At 63.4% G+C, this 17,863-nt stretch carries 16 protein-coding genes and 4 pseudogenes; 13 read left to right on the top strand and 7 right to left on the bottom strand.

Features of this window, described 5'->3' with window-relative positions; all coding sequences use genetic code 11:
- The first annotated feature begins 71 nt into the window (after positions 1–71).
- Both OMP38_RS09225 and OMP38_RS09220 read left to right on the top strand, forming a co-directional pair.
- Positions 72–674, top strand: a complete 603-nt coding sequence (locus OMP38_RS09225; RefSeq protein ID WP_277564809.1) for a Uma2 family endonuclease — start codon at positions 72–74, stop codon at positions 672–674.
- 136 nt (positions 675–810) lie between these two features.
- A complete protein-coding gene (locus tag OMP38_RS09220; protein WP_338130446.1) occupies positions 811–1,608 on the top strand; it encodes a polysaccharide deacetylase family protein in 798 nt (265 codons plus the stop codon).
- 84 nt (positions 1,609–1,692) lie between these two features.
- Here OMP38_RS09220 and OMP38_RS09215 read toward each other — a convergent pair whose 3' ends face one another.
- Together OMP38_RS09215 and OMP38_RS09210 are read right to left on the bottom strand one after the other, a co-directional pair.
- Positions 1,693–2,088: an ABC transporter permease gene (locus OMP38_RS09215; RefSeq protein WP_277564808.1), complete on the bottom strand. Its 396-nt coding sequence runs from the start codon at positions 2,086–2,088 to the stop codon at positions 1,693–1,695.
- Between the two features lie 236 nt (positions 2,089–2,324).
- On the bottom strand, positions 2,325–2,912 hold the full coding sequence (locus OMP38_RS09210; RefSeq protein WP_277565215.1) for an FtsX-like permease family protein: 588 nt from the start codon (positions 2,910–2,912) through the stop codon (positions 2,325–2,327).
- A 105-nt stretch (positions 2,913–3,017) separates the two neighbouring features.
- On the opposite strand from OMP38_RS09210, the pseudogene OMP38_RS09205 reads away from it, so the two are divergent.
- Positions 3,018–3,422, top strand: a pseudogene (locus tag OMP38_RS09205) (iron-containing alcohol dehydrogenase); the annotation flags it as partial.
- 160 nt (positions 3,423–3,582) lie between these two features.
- Positions 3,583–4,227, top strand: a complete 645-nt coding sequence (locus OMP38_RS09200) for a dehydroquinate synthase/iron-containing alcohol dehydrogenase family protein (protein WP_420869635.1) — start codon at positions 3,583–3,585, stop codon at positions 4,225–4,227.
- A 433-nt stretch (positions 4,228–4,660) separates the two neighbouring features.
- Here OMP38_RS09200 and OMP38_RS09195 read toward each other — a convergent pair whose 3' ends face one another.
- Positions 4,661–5,557, bottom strand: a complete 897-nt coding sequence (locus OMP38_RS09195; protein ID WP_277564806.1) for a helix-turn-helix domain-containing protein — start codon at positions 5,555–5,557, stop codon at positions 4,661–4,663.
- A gap of 186 nt (positions 5,558–5,743) precedes the next feature.
- Here OMP38_RS09195 and OMP38_RS09190 point away from each other — a divergent pair, with 186 nt between their 5' ends.
- Entirely contained in the window at positions 5,744–6,826 is a 1,083-nt protein-coding gene (locus OMP38_RS09190; RefSeq protein WP_277564805.1) for a glycoside hydrolase family 172 protein, read from the top strand.
- Positions 6,827–6,996: 170 nt separating this feature from the next.
- Here OMP38_RS09190 and OMP38_RS09185 read toward each other — a convergent pair whose 3' ends face one another.
- The 4 genes and pseudogenes from OMP38_RS09185 to OMP38_RS09170 all read right to left on the bottom strand — a co-directional run bounded on the left by OMP38_RS09185 (position 6,997) and on the right by OMP38_RS09170 (position 8,954).
- Complete coding sequence (locus OMP38_RS09185) at positions 6,997–7,779, bottom strand: SDR family oxidoreductase (RefSeq protein ID WP_277564804.1); 783 nt, start codon at positions 7,777–7,779, stop codon at positions 6,997–6,999.
- Between the two features lie 19 nt (positions 7,780–7,798).
- Positions 7,799–8,323, bottom strand: coding sequence for a FadR/GntR family transcriptional regulator (locus OMP38_RS09180; RefSeq protein ID WP_277564803.1), 525 nt, complete (start codon positions 8,321–8,323; stop codon positions 7,799–7,801).
- Between the two features lie 67 nt (positions 8,324–8,390).
- A pseudogene (locus OMP38_RS09175) lies at positions 8,391–8,510 on the bottom strand (GntR family transcriptional regulator); the annotation flags it as partial.
- 270 nt (positions 8,511–8,780) lie between these two features.
- Positions 8,781–8,954 carry a hypothetical protein gene (locus tag OMP38_RS09170; protein WP_277564802.1) on the bottom strand — a complete coding sequence of 58 codons (174 nt, stop codon included), beginning with the start codon at positions 8,952–8,954 and terminating at the stop codon, positions 8,781–8,783.
- Positions 8,955–9,177: 223 nt separating this feature from the next.
- Here OMP38_RS09170 and OMP38_RS09165 point away from each other — a divergent pair.
- From OMP38_RS09165 to OMP38_RS09130, 8 genes and pseudogenes are all read left to right on the top strand, one after another.
- Positions 9,178–10,594, top strand: a pseudogene (locus OMP38_RS09165) (FAD-linked oxidase C-terminal domain-containing protein).
- Positions 10,587–11,986 (top strand): annotated as a pseudogene (locus OMP38_RS09160) ((Fe-S)-binding protein). The pseudogenes OMP38_RS09165 and OMP38_RS09160 overlap by 8 nt, the downstream one beginning before the upstream one ends.
- Positions 11,987–12,096: 110 nt before the next feature.
- The gene (locus OMP38_RS09155; protein ID WP_277564801.1) at positions 12,097–12,297 is read left to right on the top strand and encodes a hypothetical protein; all 201 of its coding nucleotides are present in this window, start codon (positions 12,097–12,099) and stop codon (positions 12,295–12,297) included.
- A 223-nt stretch (positions 12,298–12,520) separates the two neighbouring features.
- Entirely contained in the window at positions 12,521–13,360 is an 840-nt protein-coding gene (locus tag OMP38_RS09150; protein ID WP_277564800.1) for a class I fructose-bisphosphate aldolase, read from the top strand.
- Complete coding sequence (locus OMP38_RS09145; protein ID WP_277564799.1) at positions 13,360–14,523, top strand: Gfo/Idh/MocA family protein; 1,164 nt, start codon at positions 13,360–13,362, stop codon at positions 14,521–14,523. The genes OMP38_RS09150 and OMP38_RS09145 overlap by 1 nt, the downstream gene beginning before the upstream one ends.
- 2 nt (positions 14,524–14,525) lie before the next feature.
- Entirely contained in the window at positions 14,526–15,725 is a 1,200-nt protein-coding gene (locus tag OMP38_RS09140; protein WP_277564798.1) for a carbohydrate kinase family protein, read from the top strand.
- A gap of 421 nt (positions 15,726–16,146) precedes the next feature.
- Positions 16,147–16,698: a D-lyxose/D-mannose family sugar isomerase gene (locus tag OMP38_RS09135; RefSeq protein WP_277564797.1), complete on the top strand. Its 552-nt coding sequence runs from the start codon at positions 16,147–16,149 to the stop codon at positions 16,696–16,698.
- A gap of 77 nt (positions 16,699–16,775) precedes the next feature.
- A complete protein-coding gene (locus OMP38_RS09130; protein WP_277564796.1) occupies positions 16,776–17,831 on the top strand; it encodes an aldose 1-epimerase family protein in 1,056 nt (351 codons plus the stop codon).
- Positions 17,832–17,863: the final 32 nt, after the last annotated feature.

Below are 17,863 nucleotides of genomic sequence, written 5' to 3'. Positions count from 1 at the left end.
GAAGCGCCCCGTCAGAGCCGAACACGTCATGTGTCGCTTTGACGGGGCTTTTTTTGCTAAAGGGAGGATGCTTGCCATGGATAAAAAAAAAGGAATGGGAAGCGGCGATCAGAGAGAAGCGCGTGACGTACGACATCTATGCGGAGCTGCCGGAGGACGGGCAGCGGTACGAGGTGCTGGACGGGGCGCTCGAACTGATGTCGGGTCCGTCGCTCGTGCATCAGATGCTGGGCGGCAAGCTGCATCTAATCACGCAGAGTTGCAGCTCGGCGTATTTTATTTTGCTTGCCCCCCTCGATGTCATCTTAAGCCCGAGAAATGTCGCGCAGCCGGACGTCATCTTCATCCACCGGAGCCGGACCGATATCATGACGATGCGCGGCATCGAAGGCGCGCCCGATCTCGTCGTGGAGGTATTGTCGCCAGGTTCGAGGCACAGGGACAAGGTGCGCAAGCTGGACATCTACGGGAGGCACGGCGTGCAGGAGTACTGGATTCTCGATCCGGTAGCCCGAACGTTGGAGCGTTATGAACAGGAAGGCGACCGTCTGACGCTGATCGCGCTGTTCGAGGGCGAGGACCGCGTCGTATCGGAAAAGCTGCCGTGCATCTCGTTCGCCTTGAGCGAACTGTTCGCGGAGGAGCAGATCGGCCGCTTGCTCGCGGGCGGCTGAAGCCAGGCGACATGCGCCTTAGCCCGGAATGATGAGTCCGGCATGGCATTGACACGCCAATTCATGCGCTTATATATTAAGGCGGTAAAGGATTAAAGCTTAACGAGGCTAATGGCGCAGAGGAGAGATCGAACGCGTGAGCATTCAATTCAAGTGTTATCCGGGCGGCCGGCGCAAAGCGGTCACGTTCAGCTTCGACGACGGCAGGACGCAGGACCGCAGGCTGGTCGAGACGATGAACCGCTATGGCCTCAAGGGGACGTTTCACCTTAATTCAGGCAAGCTGGGCCAGGAAGGATACATCGATGCCGGCGAACTCGCCGGGTTGTTCGCGGGGCACGAGGTGTCGGCGCATACGATCAACCATCCGTTCCTGGACTTGTTCCCGACCGATGCGCTGGCCGGCGAGATCTGGGCGGACCGCCAGGCGCTCGAACGCTTGACGGGGTACCCCGTACGCGGCATGAGCTATCCCTTCGGCACGTACGACGATCGGGTCGTCGCGGCGCTGCCCGCGTTCGGCATCGAATACGCCCGCACGATCCAGAGTCACGGCGGCTTCGAGCTGCCCGCGGACTTCCTGCGTTGGCATCCGACCTGCCATCACAAGCAGATGGTCGAGCGCACCGAAGACTTCCTGGGCTACCAGGACCGCTTCGGCAGAATGTCGTTGCTCTACATATGGGGGCACAGCTACGAATTCGATTCGGACGACAACTGGCAACTCGTCGATGCCGTCGGCGAGATGCTCGCCGGCGCGGATGACGTGTGGAAGGCGACGAACGCCGAGATCGTCGCCTACAAGCAGGCGATCGACCGCTTGCGTTTTTCCGCGGATTGCACGGTCGTGCACAATCCTTCCGCGCTCGAGGTATGGATCGCGGCCGGCGGGGAGGCCATCCCGGTCGGTCCGGGCGAGCTGAAGCGTTTGTAGGAGCAGATACTCTAGGTCCGTCCCGCGCATATCCGCGGCAAAAAGCAGAGACCGCGAGGTCTGCTCTGCACCGGCGATCATCCGTCACGCCGGATTCATAATCCGGTCGTTCGAATAGACGCATACCGCATAATAGACGAAGTACACGACGATATACGCGCCCATCGACAGCAGGATCGGGATCGTGAAGTTCATGCCCACGAGTCCGGCCGTGAATACCTTCATGATCACGTAGCCATGAGCGGTGCCGACCGCGAGCGGCAGGACGAAGACGAACAGCGTCTGCCAGGCGATCGTCCGCCGCAGCTCCCGGCGGCTGACGCCGAGCTTGCGCAGCACCGCGTACCGCCCGACGTCCGCGTGCGCTTCCGTCATCTGCTTGGAGTAAATCATGCTGCCCGTAGCTGCGAGGAAGACGAGCCCGAGGAAGCCGACGATGAATAGAAACAGCCCGGACTCTTCCTGCGTACGCTTTGCCAAGGGTGATGCCGCTCAGCAGCGCGATCATCGAAAAAGTGCGGACATGACCGCGCACGCGAAACAGCAGTTGAGATACCCCGATCATGGCGGTGCCCCTGTAATAGCGGGATTTGTTCCTGCGCCAGGCGGCGAGCAGCGCCGGCACGGCCGCTCGGAACAGCAGCCACGTCCCAAGCAGAATGCAGACCAGGGCGATGTCCATGTTCAGCGCGAAATGCTCCGTGGTGCGAATCTCCTTAAGCGCCGCGACGTAGCCCGCCGCGATCAGCAGCGCGGCAGCGATCGCAGCCAAGACCGAGACGCGCGGCGCGGCTTCTCCTTTTTTTATCCGCCCTGAACAGCACGATCAGCGAGAACTTGTAGATGAGCCTGTAGCTGTAAAGTGAGGTTGCCAGGACGATAATCGCGAACACGGCAATCGTGTTCGCCGCCGCTTCGAGCGAGAGTCCGAAGCCGACTGCCGTCGTCGCGCCCGTGCCAAGCGGCCGGACCAGAATCATGCCGAACAGCTTGGACAGCAGCGTGCCGAGGCCGATGCCTGCGGCCCACACGACGGCGCCCAGGATCAGATTTTCATAGAGCAGCATTTGTCCGATCGTTTTGCGCCGTACGCCGAGCAGCGCGTACAGCCCGATTTCCTTTTTGCGGTTGCGCGTGAAGAAGGCGTTGGAGTAGCCGATGAATACGGCTGCGAACAAGGCCAGCACGACCGACGAACCCATGAATACCGTGCGCAGGTTTTGCGAGGAGGCCATCTCGGCCTCGATATCTTTGCTGTACTGAAGGCTGACGAACGTATAATAGATAACGACGCTGACCAGCATGGATGTCGGTCGGCTCTGAGACAAACTCGCCCTTGCGCCGGGACGCGAATAGGCGTTTACTAGGTGGAGGAAGTGCGAGGCATTTAGAGGAGGAGAATCGACACCTTGAACCAACATACCGATATCGTCGCATTCGTCCGGCAGGGGGCGGAGGCGAGAGGCATTCGACTGTCCGAAGTCGCATTTCCGGACGAGATCGTCCTGACGCCGGGCGCTGCCGCGCGACTGCCGGTTTACCTGAAGGAAAAGGGCCATCGTCGCGCGCTGCTGGTCGGCGATCCGATCACGATGGCTGCGGCGAACGGCGACGCGCTGGCCGATACGCTCCGCGGGCTGGGAATCGTCGCCGTGACGACGCTCGTGAAACCGAACGCTGCGGGCGACGTCGTGGCGGACGAGGCATCGGTCGTGCAAACGCTGCTGGACATCCAGAAGCATGGAGCGGACGTCGCCGTAGCGGTCGGCGCGGGCACCCTGCACGACATCGCGCGATATGCGGCATATACGTCGGGCCTGCCGTTCGTCTCGGTGCCGACGGCGCCGTCTGTCGACGGCTTCACCTCGAAGGGGGGCGCCGCTGCTTATTCGCGGCGACAAGATAACGGTCCCGGCGATCGGCCCTTCTGCGATTTTCGCGGATACGGACATTCTGACGCAGGCGCCGGGCGCGATGGTCGCAGCCGGCTTCGGCGACATGCTCGGCAAGTACACGTCCTTGTTCGACTGGAAGGTCGGGCACGCCATCGGCGGCGAGGACTACGATCCGTATGTCGCCAAGCTAACCGCCATGGCGCTTGCGGAGTGCGTCGCGAACGTCGAAGCGATCGGCGACCGGACGCCGGCGGGCATCGAGACGCTGACGCGCGCGCTGATCGTGTCGGGTCTCGCGATGCTCATCTTCGGCCAGTCCCATTCCGCCTCGGGCGCCGAGCATCATTTGTCGCATTACTGGGAAATGGAGCTGCTGCGGACCGGACGGCGGCAGGTGCTCCACGGGGCCAAGGTAGGTGCGGCTTGCGCCGTTATCGCCGAGCATTATCGCATCTGGCTGGGACAAGCAGCGGAGCCGCAGGCTTCGGGTCCAGCCGCTGCGCTTGCCCTGCGACTCGGCGACAGGCTGCCGGAGATTGCCGGCTGGCTCGGCGAGCTCCCCGACGCGTCGCGCATTCGTGAGCTGCTGCGAATCGCGGGCGGGCCCGCGTTGCCGGAGGCGCTCGGCATCGGCGCCGAGCTGGTCGCGCGGTCGTTGCGCGAAGCGGACGAGATCCGTCCGGGCCGCAAGACGCTGCTGCGTCTCATCAACGGCAGACCTTGAAGGAGACTGCTCCGCTGCCCAAGCCGGCGGCGGAGCCTTTTTTTGAGTCGTCAAGCCGTAAGATGTCCTGAACCAAGACCACTTCGCCCCGCAGACCAGCCGTCGCCCCGCAAAAAGTCCTGAACCAAGACGACTTCGCCCAGCCGACCAGCCACCGCTCCGCAAAAAGTCCTAACCAAGACCACTTCGCCCCGCCGACCAGCCGCCGCTCCGCAAAAAAGTCCTAACCAAGACCACTTCGCCCAGCCGACCAGCCGCCGTCCCGCAAGAAGTCCTAACCAAGACGACTTCGCCCAGCCGACCAGCCGCCGCTCCGCAAAAAGTCCTAACCAAGACCACTTCGCCCCGCCGACCAGCCGCCGTCCCGCAAAAAGTCCTAACCAAGACCACTTCGCCCCGCCGACCAGCCGCCGTCCAGGCCGTCCATCGCCCCTCATTCTCCCAAATAAGCGCGAATGTACTGCCGAGGCGACATGCCCTCCGCCTGCTTGAAAGCTTTGCTGAACGCGTACACGCTCCCGTAGCCGACCTCCTCCGCGATCGCGGTCAGCGAGCGACGCCCGTAGATCATGAAGCCCTTCGCCTTCTCCATCCGTTGCCGAATCTGGAATTGATGCGGCGACAACCCGAACTTCTCTTTGAATAGGCGCGAAAAGTGGAACACGCTGAGGCAGGCCAGCTTGGACAGCTCCTCCAGGCTGACCGTCCGGTTGTAATGGTCGACGATGAAGTTGACGGCCTGCTCCAACGTTTTTTCGTGCAGGCTTAAGTGCGCCTTGTGCTGAGCTTCCAGTCCCGTGAGCAGCAGGTGCAGGATGTGCAGGACAAGCGATTTTTGCAGCACGATAAACGCAGCGTCTCTCCGGTCGTAAGCGTGGATCAGCTTCATCAGCAGCCGATGGATCTCGCCGTGGCCGCCGATGCGGATGACGTCGGGAAGCCCGAGCACGCTCCCCAGGTGATCGGGGCGAATGAGCCGGGCTTCGGCTTCGGAGCATTCGGCGCGCGTCTTGAAGTTGACGGGGACGTCCTCGAACGACGCGTCGTCCAGGACGTCGAAGTGAATATGCGGCATCCAGCATTCGCCCGACGAGCCGATAAATTCGTGCTCGACGCCGGGTTTCAGCAGCAGAATGTCGCCGGGCACGAGCGTATGCAGAAGGTCCTCGATCCGCAGCCGCAGCTCGCCTTTTTCCAGATAAAGCAGCTCGTAGTCGAAAATAATGCGCGGCTTGAGCTGCATGCCGACCGCGCGATGGTTCCAGGCCCGGCGCACGTTGGGAGACATCTGTCTCAGCAGCTCGCGCACGGCATCCGGTGTCGCGGCCATGTCGCTCCTCCTCGATAAAAAGCAAGATTGGATAAACAATCACAATCCGCAATAAGGAACTTTCCTTAACAATTTGCTATTATCTTTGCTGCAAGCGCGACCGCGAATAGCAAGCTTAATTATAAGACCGGACGCCCATCCTGGCTACGGAATGCGCGATTAAGGTTGCAAAAGGAGCTGGCTGCAATGAACGATTTTAATGGACTGAACCTGGGCCTCGGCAATCTGGCGAGGCTGTCGGACGCGAAGACGCGTTCGATCAGCGCCGAAAACTTTACCGGCGGCAAAGGACAGGGGGGCATGGCGACGGAAGGGACGGGCGCGAACTGCGCGCGCGACCTCGGGGTCGGCTGGAAGGTGTCGCCCTCCGTCGAGATCGAGCCGAACGCGACCTTCGTCATGGGCGAGATCGAAGGATCCGGCGCGATCCAGCACATATGGATGACGGGCGTGCCGCAGCACTGGCGCAACTTGATCCTGCGCATGTACTGGGACGACGAGGAGGCGCCTTCCGTCGAAGTGCCGATGTGCGACTTTTTCTGCAACGGATGGCAGGAGCGCGCGGACGTTAATTCGCTGCCGATCGCGGTCAACCCGGCGGGCGGCTTCAACAGCTATTGGCAGATGCCCTTCCGCAGGTCCGCGCGCATGACGATGGAAAACCGCAATCCGGAAAAAGCCGTGCTTTACTATCAGATCGATTATACGCTCACCGAGGTGCCGGACGACGCGGCTTACTTCCATGCGCAATGGCGGCGCAGCAATCCGGTGGCCTACAAGGACGTGCATACGATATTGGACGGCGTCCGCGGAAAAGGCCATTACGTCGGCGTCTACTTGGCCTGGCAGGTGAACAATACGGGCTGGTGGGGCGAGGGCGAGATGAAGTTCTACATGGACGGGGACAAAGAGCACCCGACGATCTGCGGCACGGGGACCGAGGATTACTTCGGCGGGGCGTGGAATTGGGAGCAGCCGCCGGGCGCGTACCGGACGTATTCGACCGCGTATCTGGGCATGCACCAGGTCATTAAGCCCGACGGCCTGTACCGCAGCCAGCAGCGCTTCGGCATGTACCGTTGGCACGTCATGGATCCGATCCGCTTCGACAGCGACCTGCGGGTGACGATTCAAGATCTCGGCTGGCGATCCGGCCATCGCTATTTGCCGCAGCAGAGCGACATCGCGTCCACCGCGTTCTGGTACCAGTCCGAGCCGCACGCGCCGCACCCGCCGCTGCCGGACAACGACGCGCGGGAGGTTGTCTAGCGGCGGAGCGGACAGCAGACGGGCGCAGCTCGAACAGCAAACCGGGCATCCTTTGTCCCTTCTCTGATACGGACGGGCAGGGCATCGTCATATTCCGGCAAACAAAAAATAGCGGCACGCCGCACTCCTGCCCGATCAAATTCCGGGAAGGCGGCGTGCCGCTCCATTAGTTACAGCGCCGGCGCAGCTCCGCCGTCGATGTTGACCGAGGTGCCCGACACGTACGAGGCCGCGCCGGATACGAGGAACGCGATGACGCGGGCCGCTTCGTCGGTATCGCCGATGCGGCCGAGCGGGATCCCGTGCTTCGGGTCGCGCGCGTACTGCTCCCATGACACGTCCGGCGCTTCGCGTCGCCACTTGGCTTCGATCTGGCCGCTGCGGATGAGCCCGATGCAGACGGTATTGACGCGGATGCCGTCCGCCGCCAGATCTCGGCTCAGCGCCTTGGTCAGCGCCAGGCCGGCTGCGCGGCTGACGGAGGTCGGGAGCGAGGATGGGCCGGGCGTCTTGGCGAAGGCGGCGGTGACGTTGACGATGGCGCCCGCGCCGCTCTGCTTCAAGTACGGCAGCGCCGACTGCGTGAAGCGGATCGCGCCGAACAGCTTCAGGTCCAGGTCGTCGCGCCAGACGGCGGGCTCGACCTTTTCGAACGGCGCCGCGTTCGACGTCCCCGCGTTGTTGACAAGGATGTCGATGCCGCCGAACCGCTCCGCCGTCTTGACGACGGCGTATTCCACGTCGCTGTCGCTCGTCACGTCGGCGACGATCGCGAGCGGCTCATGCCCCGTTTTCTCCTTGATGAGCGCTTCGGCCTTCTCCAGCTCGTCGGCCCCGCGGGCGACGATGACGACGTTCGCGCCTTCCTCGGCCAGCAGCAGCGCCGTATGAAGTCCGATCCCCTTGCTCCCGCCCGTGACGATCGCGGTCTTGCCTTTTAATCCCAAATCCATGATTGTACCTCCTCCTGAACTAAGCTTGCGCCGCCGCGCCTTCCGTCTTCCGGTCGAGCGCCTTCCGCAGCACCTTCTCCACCTTGGACAAATGCAGGCCGATCCGCTCCGAAGCCAGGGCGGCATCGCGCGTCTCGATCGCGTCGTAGATGCCCCGATGCTCCTCCAGCAGCCGGGAAGCCTCGGCCTGCTCCTGATAGAACCACAGCTCCCGCGTCCGGCCGATCGTCTCGGACAGCCGCTGGGAGATCGAATCCATCAGCTGATTCAGCACCGGATTGCCCGTGGCCGACGCGATCGCTTGATGAAACGCCAGATCGGCGCGCTCCCCGCCTTCGGCATCGTCCTCCCGGAGCGCCCGCTCCATCCGCGACAAAATCTCCCGCAGCCTCGCCAGGTCGTCTTCGCCCCGCTTCAAGGCTGCCAGCTCGGCCGTCCCGCGCTCGAGTATTTTGCGGACCTCCAGAATCTCCATCACCGCTTCGGCCCCTTGAGACAGATCGAAGAGGGAGGGCGGGGATTCGCCGGGAAGCGACTTCGCCACGTACGTTCCCCCCGCCGTGCCGCACGTCCAGCCAGCCCATCGCCTTGAGCGCGCTGATCGCCTCCCGAATGGTCGAGCGTCCCACGCCGTAGGCTTCGGCGAGCTTTTCGAGCGAGGGCAGCTTCTGTCCGGGCGCCAGCTCCCCCGCGCTCCAGCTGCTGACGAATATGGCGCGAGACGATCTCATGTCCTTTTTGCGTCTCGATCTTGGTCGGTCGCATGTCCAGCGCTCCTTGCGTGTTCGATATCGTCGGACGGCGGTTTAGGCCGTTGATAGGTATTAGCATAAATGATTTATCGCGAAAAGTCTTGGCGCAAGAAAGCAAAGCGGCTCGGACGCGGGAGCGGCAGGAGGGGAGAGAGCTATCGTAGATGGGCATCGGCCGCGCCGAAGGCCCGGTTCGCCGGAAACGTACGAAAGAAGCCGCGACGAGCGCCGCGACTTCCGGGACAGCTTTTATTTCTCTTGTTCTTCGGCGGATTTGTGATGCGTGAACGTCTCCTCGACCGAGTCGACCATTTCTTCCACCGCGCCGCTCACCATGTCCGTGGGCGTGATGTCCTCTTGACCGTCGGGCGTGGGCGCCGAGGCTTCTGTATAGGATTCGACGTCTCCGTCTTTGCGTATCATGGGGATCCCTCCTTATTCTTCTTAGTTAAGATTACCCAGACTCGGCCGGCCATACACAGAACCCGTCGCATAACCGCTGCTTGATCGGCGAAAGGATCGCGGCAGTCGATGCGAAACGAGCGGTGCGCACAGGCCTTCATGGAAAAGGGGATTTACGAATCGGTCCGTTCCCGTTACAATTAAAGTCATCAGATGACCTGAACAATTAGGAGTGAAACGATACATGGCGGAAACGGCGTTTGGTTCCAAACTGCGTGCTATTGTGGGCGATCGTTATTATAGAGAGGATATGGAAGCGCGCGTCGCGCATTCCTACGACGGGACGCCGATGCTGCAGGCGCTCCCCGACGGCGTCGTCTATCCGGCCTCGACCGCCGAAGTAGCGGCCGTCATGAAGGTTCTTGCCGAACACCGCGTGCCGCTGGTCAGCAGGGGCTCGGGATCGAACCTGTGCGGCGGCACGGTTCCCCTGGAGGGCGGCGTCGTCATGGTCATGCACCGCATGAACCGCATTCTCGAGGTCGATCTCGAAAATCTGACGGCGACCGTGCAGCCGGGCCTCATCACGGCCGAGTTCATCGCGCATATCGAGTCGCTCGGGCTGTTCTATCCGCCCGATCCGAGCAGCATGCGCATCTCGACGATCGGCGGCAACATCGCCGAGTGCTCAGGCGGCCTGCGCGGCCTTAAGTACGGCACGACCAAGGATTACGTCATCGGCCTTGAAGCCGTACTCGCGAGCGGGGAGATCATCCGGACGGGCGGCAAGCTGATGAAGGACGTGGCCGGCTACGACCTGACCAAGCTGCTGGTCGGCTCGGAGGGGACGCTGGCCATCATCACCGAAGCGACGCTGAAGCTCGTCCCGCCGCCGCGCGCCAAGAAGACGATGCTCGCGATGTATCGCGACCTGTACGGCGCCGCGCGCACCGTATCGCGCATTATCGAGGCGCGGATCATACCGGCGACGCTCGAGTTCATGGACAATCCGACGATCCGCGTCGTCGACGACTTCGCGAAGCTCGGACTGCCGCTCGACATGGAGGCGATCCTCCTCATCGAGCAGGACGGCGATCCCGAAGCGGTGGAGCGGGATATCGCCCTGATCGAGGAGATCTGCATCGCGGAGCGCGCGGACCGGGTACAGGTCGCCGCCGACCGCGAGGAGGCGGAGCGGCTGCTGACCGCCCGGCGCAGCGCGTTCACCGCGCTCGCGCGGCTGCGTCCGACGACGATCCTCGAGGACGCGACCGTGCCGCGCTCGAAGATCGCGGACATGGTGCTGCGCATCAACGAGATCGCGCGCAAGTACAACGTCACGATCGCGACGTTCGGCCACGCCGGCGACGGCAATTTGCACCCGACGGCGACGACGGACGCGCGCGACCATGACGAGGTGCACCGGGTCGAGCAGGCGTTCGCAGAGATTTTCGAGGCGTCCATCGAGCTGGGCGGCACGATCACGGGGGGAGCATGGCGTGGGCATCGTCAAGGCGCCTTATCTCGAATGGAAGGTCGGTTCGGCGGGCCTCGATATGATGAAGGGCATCAAGCAGGCGTTCGATCCGAACAGGCTGCTGAACCCGGGCAAGCTGTTCGCCAAGGAGACGAGAAAAAGGGTGGTGCTGCAGCATGAGTAATCAAACCTTCGGCAAGCCCGACATCGCGCATGCGAACCCGCTCGCGCGCACGATGCTCAAGAAGCTCGATTACGATCAACTGACCAACTGCATGCGCTGCGGCTTCTGCCTGCCGGCTTGTCCGACCTTCCGCGAGACGGGCGTCGAGCCCGAATCGCCGCGCGGCCGGATCGCGCTCATGAAGGCGGTCGTCGACGGCGTGATGGAGCCCGACCAGGCGTTCGAGGACCAGATGAACCACTGTCTCGGCTGCCGCGCCTGCGAGCCGGTCTGTCCGGCCGACGTCAAGTACGGCCAGCTCATCGAGCAGACGCGCGACGCGATCGAGGATCACGCGCATCACGGCGCGGTCGTGAGCGGGACGCGCAAGCTGTTTTTCCGCGGCGTATTCCCCCCATCAGAACCGGATGAAGCTGCTGGGCAAGTCGCTCCGGCTGTACCAGAAGTCTGGCCTGCAGAAAATCGCGCGCGGCACGGGCGTCATGAAGCTGTTCCCCGCTCATATGCGGGAGATGGAGCAGATCTTGCCCGAAGCGGCGTCCAAGGGCGTCGTCGAACGGATCGGCGAGCGCTATCCGGCCAAGGGCGAGCGGATCGCGACGGTCGCTTTGTTCAGGGGCTGCATCATGGACGTGCTGTTCGCCGATACGAACGTGAACACGGTGAAGCTGCTGTCCGAGGCGGGGTTCGACGTCGTCATCCCCAAGACGCAGGGCTGCTGCGGCGCGCTCCACGCGCACAGCGGCGAGATGGACCAGGCGCGCGAGCTGGCCCGGGTCAATGTCAAAGCCTTCAAGGATGCAGGCGTCGACTATATCGTCAGCAATGCCGGCGGCTGCGGCGCCTTGCTCGTCGAGTACGACCACCTGCTGCACGAGGATGCGTCCTGGGCGGCCGACGCGGCATGGTTCGCGAAGCGCGTCGTCGATATTAGCACGATCCTGGTCGACAAGGGACGCGTGCCTGCATTTGAGGAAACAGCTGCCGAAGGCGCGGTGCCGGCGGCGGTCGCCGCGACGGGGGGCTTCGGCGACGATCACGTACCAGGACTCCTGCCACCTGCGCAACGTGATGAAGGGCTCCGTCGCGCCGCGCAAGCTGATGAAGTCGGTGGCGGGGGCGCACTTTTGCGAGATGCGGGAGTCCGACCGCTGCTGCGGTTCGGCGGGCATTTACAACGTCACGCAGCCTGAGATGGCGGGTCAGATTCTCGAACACAAGATGGAGCACGCCAACGCTACGGAGGCGCAGTACCTGCTGACCAGCAATCCCGGCTGCCTGCTGCAAATGAAGCTCGGCATCGACAAGCACGGCCGGGGCGGCGACATGAAGGCGATGCATATCGTGGACTACTTGTACGAGCGGATCGCGCGTCCCGACGGCGAGGCGTAACGGCGAGGCGCCAGGCGGGCGCAGCGTTTTTTCGGCGAATCGGATACTTAGCGTGCGAATGGGCAGTCGAACCTATATAATGAATGTTAAACAGTCTAGGAGGTTCGCCCTTGAGGAAGTACAACTTCGTTCGCCCGGTGCTGCTCATCGTGACCGCGCTGCTCGTCAGAAGCATCGTTACCAACGCCTGCTTGCTGCTGGGCATGGAGGCTGAGCCAGCGTCCAGCGTCGGCTTTATGGCCATGATCGTCGCCGCCTTCATTATTTTCTCCCGCATGAACAAGCGCCGCCGCAAGCCTTCGGACAAGTGAAGGCCAGCCGCAAGCAAGCGTCTTTTTTAACGTATAGATCCGTATGGTCTTGGATAGGCCGTCCCGACATGTCATGACATGATTGGGGCGGTCTTATTTTTGCGATAAAACATGTTCGAAACGAAAAAATAGTTTCGTTTTAAAATTAATAGTAGCGATAATGTGTTAAATATGATAAATTCATGTTACAAAATAACATCGACAATGCAGAGGAGATGCGGAAATGTCGCACAAGTATCGCTTGAACCGGATGTTCAGCGCCCAGGGAAAGTGCTTCGACGTCGCGATCGATCACGGCTTTTTTAACGAAAATACGTTTCTGGCGGGCATCGAGGAGATGGATGCGGCCGTCCGCACGATCGCCCTCGCAGGGCCCGACTGCGTGCAGCTCAGCACCGGCCAGGCTCGCCGCCTGCAGTCGCTGCCGGGCAAGAAGCCAGGGCTCGTATTGCGCACGGATGCGGCTAATATTTACGGCAGCGTCCTGCCGCGCTTTCTGTTCAGCGAGCTGATCGCGGGCGCGATCGAAGAGGCCGTACGTCTCGACGCCGTCGCCGTGTGCGTCAACTTGCTGCTGCTGCCGGAGCAGCCGGAGCTTCACCATCAATGCGTGCGCAACGTAACCGCGCTGAAGGCCGAGTGCGAGCGCTACGGCATGCCGCTCATGGTCGAGCCGCTCGTCATGCTGCCGAACGAAGCGAAGGGCGGCTACATGGTCGACGGCGATCTTGAAAAGATCATGCCGCTCGTTCGTCAGGCGGTCGAGCTCGGCGCGGACGTCATCAAGGCCGATCCGTGCGACGACGTGTCCGAATACCACCGGGTCATCGAGATCGCTTCCGGCGTACCCGTTCTCGTCCGCGGCGGCGGGCGCGCAAGCGACGAAGAGATCGTCGCACGCACCGTGGAGCTCATGAACCAGGGCGCCGCCGGCATCGTATACGGCCGCAACGTCATCCAGCATCCGAATCCGGCCGGCATGACGTCCGCGCTGATGGCGATCGTGCACCAGGGCGCTTCCGCGGATGAAGCGCTCGCGATCCTGAAGGGAGGCCGGGCATAATGGCGCAGGACAAACGCATCGTTCGCTTCGGCGTCATCGGCTGCGGCCTGATGGGCAAAGAGTTCGCCAGCGCCGCCGCCCGGTGGTGCCATCTGACGGACGTCGGCTTCGAGCCGCGCATCGTCGCCGTCTGCGACGCCAATCCGGCGGCGGCCGCGTGGTTCGTCGACAACGTGCCGAGCGTCGTCCATGCGTACGGCGATTATCGCGAGCTGCTTGCGAACCCCGAGGTGGACGCTGTTTACTGCGCCGTGCCTCATAACTTGCATCAGCAGATTTACGTCGACATTATCCGTTCCGGCAAGCATCTGCTCGGGGAGAAGCCGTTCGGCATCGACCGCGAAGCCAATAGAGCCATCGCGCAGGCGCTTGCGGAGCACCCGGACGTCATCGTGCGGTGCTCGTCGGAATTTCCGTTTTACCCCGGCGCGCAGCAGATCGTAAAATGGGTGAACGAGGGCCGTTTCGGCCGGATCATCGAGGTGGAGGCCGGCTTCTGGCATTCGAGCGACCTCGATCCGAACAAGCCGATCAACTGGAAGCGGCGCATCGCCACCAACGGCGAATACGGCTGCATGGGCGATCTCGGCATGCACGTGCTGCACCTCCCGCTTCGCTTCGGCTGGAAGCCGAAGAGCGTGCGCGCCCTGCTGTCGAAGATCGTGCCGGAGCGTCCGGACGGCAAGGGCGGCATGGTGCCCTGCGAGACGTGGGATAACGCCATTCTCGCTTGCGACGTCGAGACCGAAGGACAACGGTTCCCGATGGTGCTGTCCACCAAGCGCATCGCGCCCGGTCACGCCAACACCTGGTTTATCCGCATCCAGGGGACGGATTTTTCGGCCGAGTTCACGACCAAAAATCCGAAGCAGGTCGCCTCGCTGCCGTACGAGCCCGGGGGCGCTCAAGCCTGGCATGTCGTCGATGCGCCTTACAAATCGGCTTACGGGACGATCACGGGCGGCATTTTCGAATTCGGGTTTTCCGATTCGATCCTGCAGATGTGGGCAGCCTTCTGCGATGAGTTGGTCAGCCGCGACGGGATGAGCCAGCCGTTCCGCTGCGCGACGCCCGAGGAGGCGTCCGCCAGCCATCTTGTCTTCACCGCGGCGCTCGAGTCGGAGCGCACGGGCAACACGATCGCGATCGATTGGGAGGAATAAACGTGACCGACCGCGCTGCGGACATCGTCGTCGCCGGGCATATCTGCCTGGATATCATTCCGGCGCTGCCCTCGCATCCCGAAGGCTTAAGCCAGCTGCTAGCGCCGGGCAAGTTGGTCGAGATCGGACCGGCCAGCCTCTCGACGGGCGGCGCCGTGGCGAACACGGGGCTCGCCCTGCGGCGGCTGGGCTTCGGCGCGCGTCTCATGGGCAAGATCGGGGACGACGCCTTCGGGCGCTCGATCCGGGAATGTCTCGACGCCTACGGCGCCGGCGCGAGCGACGGCATGATCGTGTCGGCGGGCGAGAGCAGTTCCTACACGATCGTCATTAGCCCGCCGGGGATCGACCGCCTGTTCCTGCACGCGACGGGAACCAACGATACATTCGCCGCCTCCGACGTATCTTCGGAAGCGCTTGCGGGCATTCGCCTGTTCCACTTCGGCTACCCGCCGCTCATGCGCGGCATGTACGAGCGGGACGGCGAGGAGCTCGCTTGGCTGCTCGGGCGCGCGAAGGCGGCCGGGGCGACCGTCTCGCTCGACATGGCCAGACCCGATCCGGCCTCCGACGCCGGCCGCGCGGATTGGCCGGCGATTCTCGCCCGCGCGCTGCCGCATGTCGACGTGTTCCTGCCTAGCCTGGAGGAGATTCTGTTTATGCTCCGGCCGGACACATACCGGGAGCTGTCCGCGCGCAGCGGCGGCGAGGAGCTGCTCGGCCTGGCGGACGGCGCGCTGCTGTCTTCGCTGGGCGAGGAGCTGCTGGGGCTTGGCGTCGCGGTGGCCGGCATCAAGCTGGGCGAGCACGGGCTGTACGTCCGTACGACGGCGGATGCCGCGCGTCTTGCGACGATGGGCGCCTGCGCGCCTGGCGCGGACGCGATCGGCGGCTGGCTGGCGCGCGAGCTGCTCGCGCCGTGCTTCGCGGTCCACGTCGAAGGCACGACCGGCGCCGGCGACTGCACGATCGCGGGGCTGCTCGGCGGGCTCGCGAGCGGCTTGACGCTCGAGCGGTCGCTGCTCAGCGCCGTGGGCACGGGCGCGTGCAACGTCGAGCGCGCCGACGCCGTCAGCGGCATCCCGCGCTGGGACGATCTTCAGCGCCGCATCGACGCAGGCTGGCGTCAGCGGACGCCGGTCCTGGCGCTGCCGGGCTGGACGCAGCTGGCGGACAGCGGGCTCTGGAGCGGCCCGCGCTAGGCGGCGTGGCCGCTCGCTGTATGCGCAACCGGTCGCAGCCGGTCCTGCTGGGAGATAAGGCGCAAATGCGCTTATCGGCGGGAGCCGGCAGCCTGATCTGGCAGAGATAAGGCGCAAATGCGCTTAACGGCGGGAGCCGGCAGCCTGATCTGGCGGAGATAAGGCGAAAATGCGCTTATCGGCAGGAGCCGGCAGCCTGATCTGGCGGAGATAAGGCGCAAATGCGCTTATCGGCGGGAGCCGGCAGCCTGATCTGGCCGAGATAAGGCGCAAATGCGCTTATCGGCCCGGAGTTACACGGTTTCACCGCGCAACTGAGGTGCCGGCAACTTCATCTAACATTGGCCGGCGCCGATAGCCGAATCGATATTCCACACAGCATCTCTTTTACAGATAAACATTCCGGAGAGGAGCGATACCGATGAGCATCAGACGCAGCGAGATTCGCGAGGCGCAGCGGCGCACGGGCGAACTATTTCGCAAGGCAGGCATCGTATTGACCGAAGAGGAACGCGGGGGCATCGAAGTGGCGGGCTTCGGCCTCGGCGAGCTGGAGACGGAGGGACTCGAGCTTATCACCTACGTGAATACGGACCGCTACTGCGCCAAGGAGCTGGCCTTGTTCCCTTATCAGACATGTCCCGAGCATCTGCATCCCGACGTTGGCGGAGAGACGGGCAAGATGGAGACGTTCCGCTGCCGCTGGGGGCTCGTCTACTTGTATGTCGAGGGCGAGCCTGTCGCGGACGTGAAAGCGCGAATTCCCGAGCGGAGCGCGGCGCATTACACCGTGCGGCACGAGATCGTGCTAACTCCCGGAGAGCAGTATACGATACCGCCGAATACGAAGCACTGGTTTCAGGGCGGGCCGGAAGGCGCGATCGTATCGGAGTTTTCCAGCACGAGCCGCGACGAGTTCGACGTGTTCACCGACCCGGCCGTCGTCCGTATCCCGCCGATCGTCGAGGATTAAGAGAGCAGGCTTGCATGCGAAATAAGGACCGGGCGGTTATCGTCGCTGCGAGATCATGAGGAAGCGGAGGCGGTCGGATGAGACTGTACGGCAAGGATTGGACGCGCCGCGAGCTGGAAGCCCGCGTCGGCCGCATGAGCCAGATCGGCGGCGTGCGGCGCATGACGCTGTCGGAGGGCAAGGAGGCGGGCGTCGAGCTCATCCGCGTGGCGACCGGCGCGGGCCTGACGCTGGACATCGTGCCGTCCAAGGGACTCGACATCTCGCGCGCGGAGCTATGGGGCGCGCCGCTGTCCTGGCGGTCCGCTGCAGGAGATGCGAATCCGGCCTATTACGACGCAGCCGGCACGGGCTGGCTTCGCACGGCTTCTGGCGGACTGCTCATGACGTGCGGCCTGACTCATGCGGGCTCGCCGTCCGAAACGCCGGGGGGCCAGCAAGGACTGCATGGCAGGGCGCATCATACGCCCGCATCGCAGGTAGCCGCTCGCGAGGAATGGGTCGGCGACGAGCTCGTATGGCGCGTCGAAGGCACGATCGAGGAAAATGCGTTGTTCGGCGCGAATCTCAGGCTTCACCGGCGAATCTCGGGCAGACTCGGCGCCAATGAGATTCATATCGAAGACCGCGTGGAAAACCTGGGCTTCTCCCCGTCGCCTCATATGATGCTGTACCACTTCAATTTCGGATTTCCGCTGCTGGACGAGAACGCCTCCATCATTTTGCCGCCCGCCGTCACCTCGGAAAGAGGAGAAGCCGGGCATGCAGCCGACTGCGCCCGCTGGGAACGGCCCGATCCTAACGCCAAGGAACGCGTCTTCTATCACGAGCTGGACGACCGCGACGGCATGGCCGAAGCATGCGTGCGCCAGCCGGCTTTCCCTGCGGGGCCAGGGGCGGCGGCCGTATCGGTCAAGCTGCGTTGGTCCGCGGACACGCTTCCCCGGCTCGTGCAGTGGCGCATGCCGGGCGCAGGCGCGCACGTGCTAGGCCTTGAACCGGCCAACTGCCGGGTCGAAGGCTACGAAGCGGAGGTCCGGGAAGGCGGACCGGTCATGCTGGCGCCCGGCGCATGGGTGACACATCGGCTGGAGTTGAAAATAGCGGCTGAACGAGCGATGATAGAGGAATAACGAGGGACGCGCACGGCGGACGGGAGGAGCGG

Source organism: Cohnella ginsengisoli (assembly GCF_029525555.1).
Lineage (GTDB): Bacteria > Bacillota > Bacilli > Paenibacillales > Paenibacillaceae > Cohnella > Cohnella ginsengisoli.
This window is presented reverse-complemented; position numbering and strand designations above follow the sequence as displayed.

What these genes read in the sequence shown, in the direction of transcription:
- OMP38_RS09210 (WP_277565215.1), bottom strand. Translation starts at nt 2,912, where the DNA reads ATGCTGGTCAGCGTCGTTATCTATTATACGTTCGTCAGCCTTCAGTAC.
- OMP38_RS09200 (WP_420869635.1), top strand. Translation starts at nt 3,583, where the DNA reads ATGGTCGCAGCCGGCTTCGGCGACATGCTCGGCAAGTACACGTCCTTG.
- OMP38_RS09195 (WP_277564806.1), bottom strand. Translation starts at nt 5,557, where the DNA reads ATGGCCGCGACACCGGATGCCGTGCGCGAGCTGCTGAGACAGATGTCT.
- OMP38_RS09190 (WP_277564805.1), top strand. Translation starts at nt 5,744, where the DNA reads ATGAACGATTTTAATGGACTGAACCTGGGCCTCGGCAATCTGGCGAGG.
- OMP38_RS09185 (WP_277564804.1), bottom strand. Translation starts at nt 7,779, where the DNA reads ATGGATTTGGGATTAAAAGGCAAGACCGCGATCGTCACGGGCGGGAGC.
- OMP38_RS09170 (WP_277564802.1), bottom strand. Translation starts at nt 8,954, where the DNA reads ATGATACGCAAAGACGGAGACGTCGAATCCTATACAGAAGCCTCGGCG.
- OMP38_RS09150 (WP_277564800.1), top strand. Translation starts at nt 12,521, where the DNA reads ATGTCGCACAAGTATCGCTTGAACCGGATGTTCAGCGCCCAGGGAAAG.
- OMP38_RS09145 (WP_277564799.1), top strand. Translation starts at nt 13,360, where the DNA reads ATGGCGCAGGACAAACGCATCGTTCGCTTCGGCGTCATCGGCTGCGGC.
- OMP38_RS09135 (WP_277564797.1), top strand. Translation starts at nt 16,147, where the DNA reads ATGAGCATCAGACGCAGCGAGATTCGCGAGGCGCAGCGGCGCACGGGC.
- OMP38_RS09130 (WP_277564796.1), top strand. Translation starts at nt 16,776, where the DNA reads ATGAGACTGTACGGCAAGGATTGGACGCGCCGCGAGCTGGAAGCCCGC.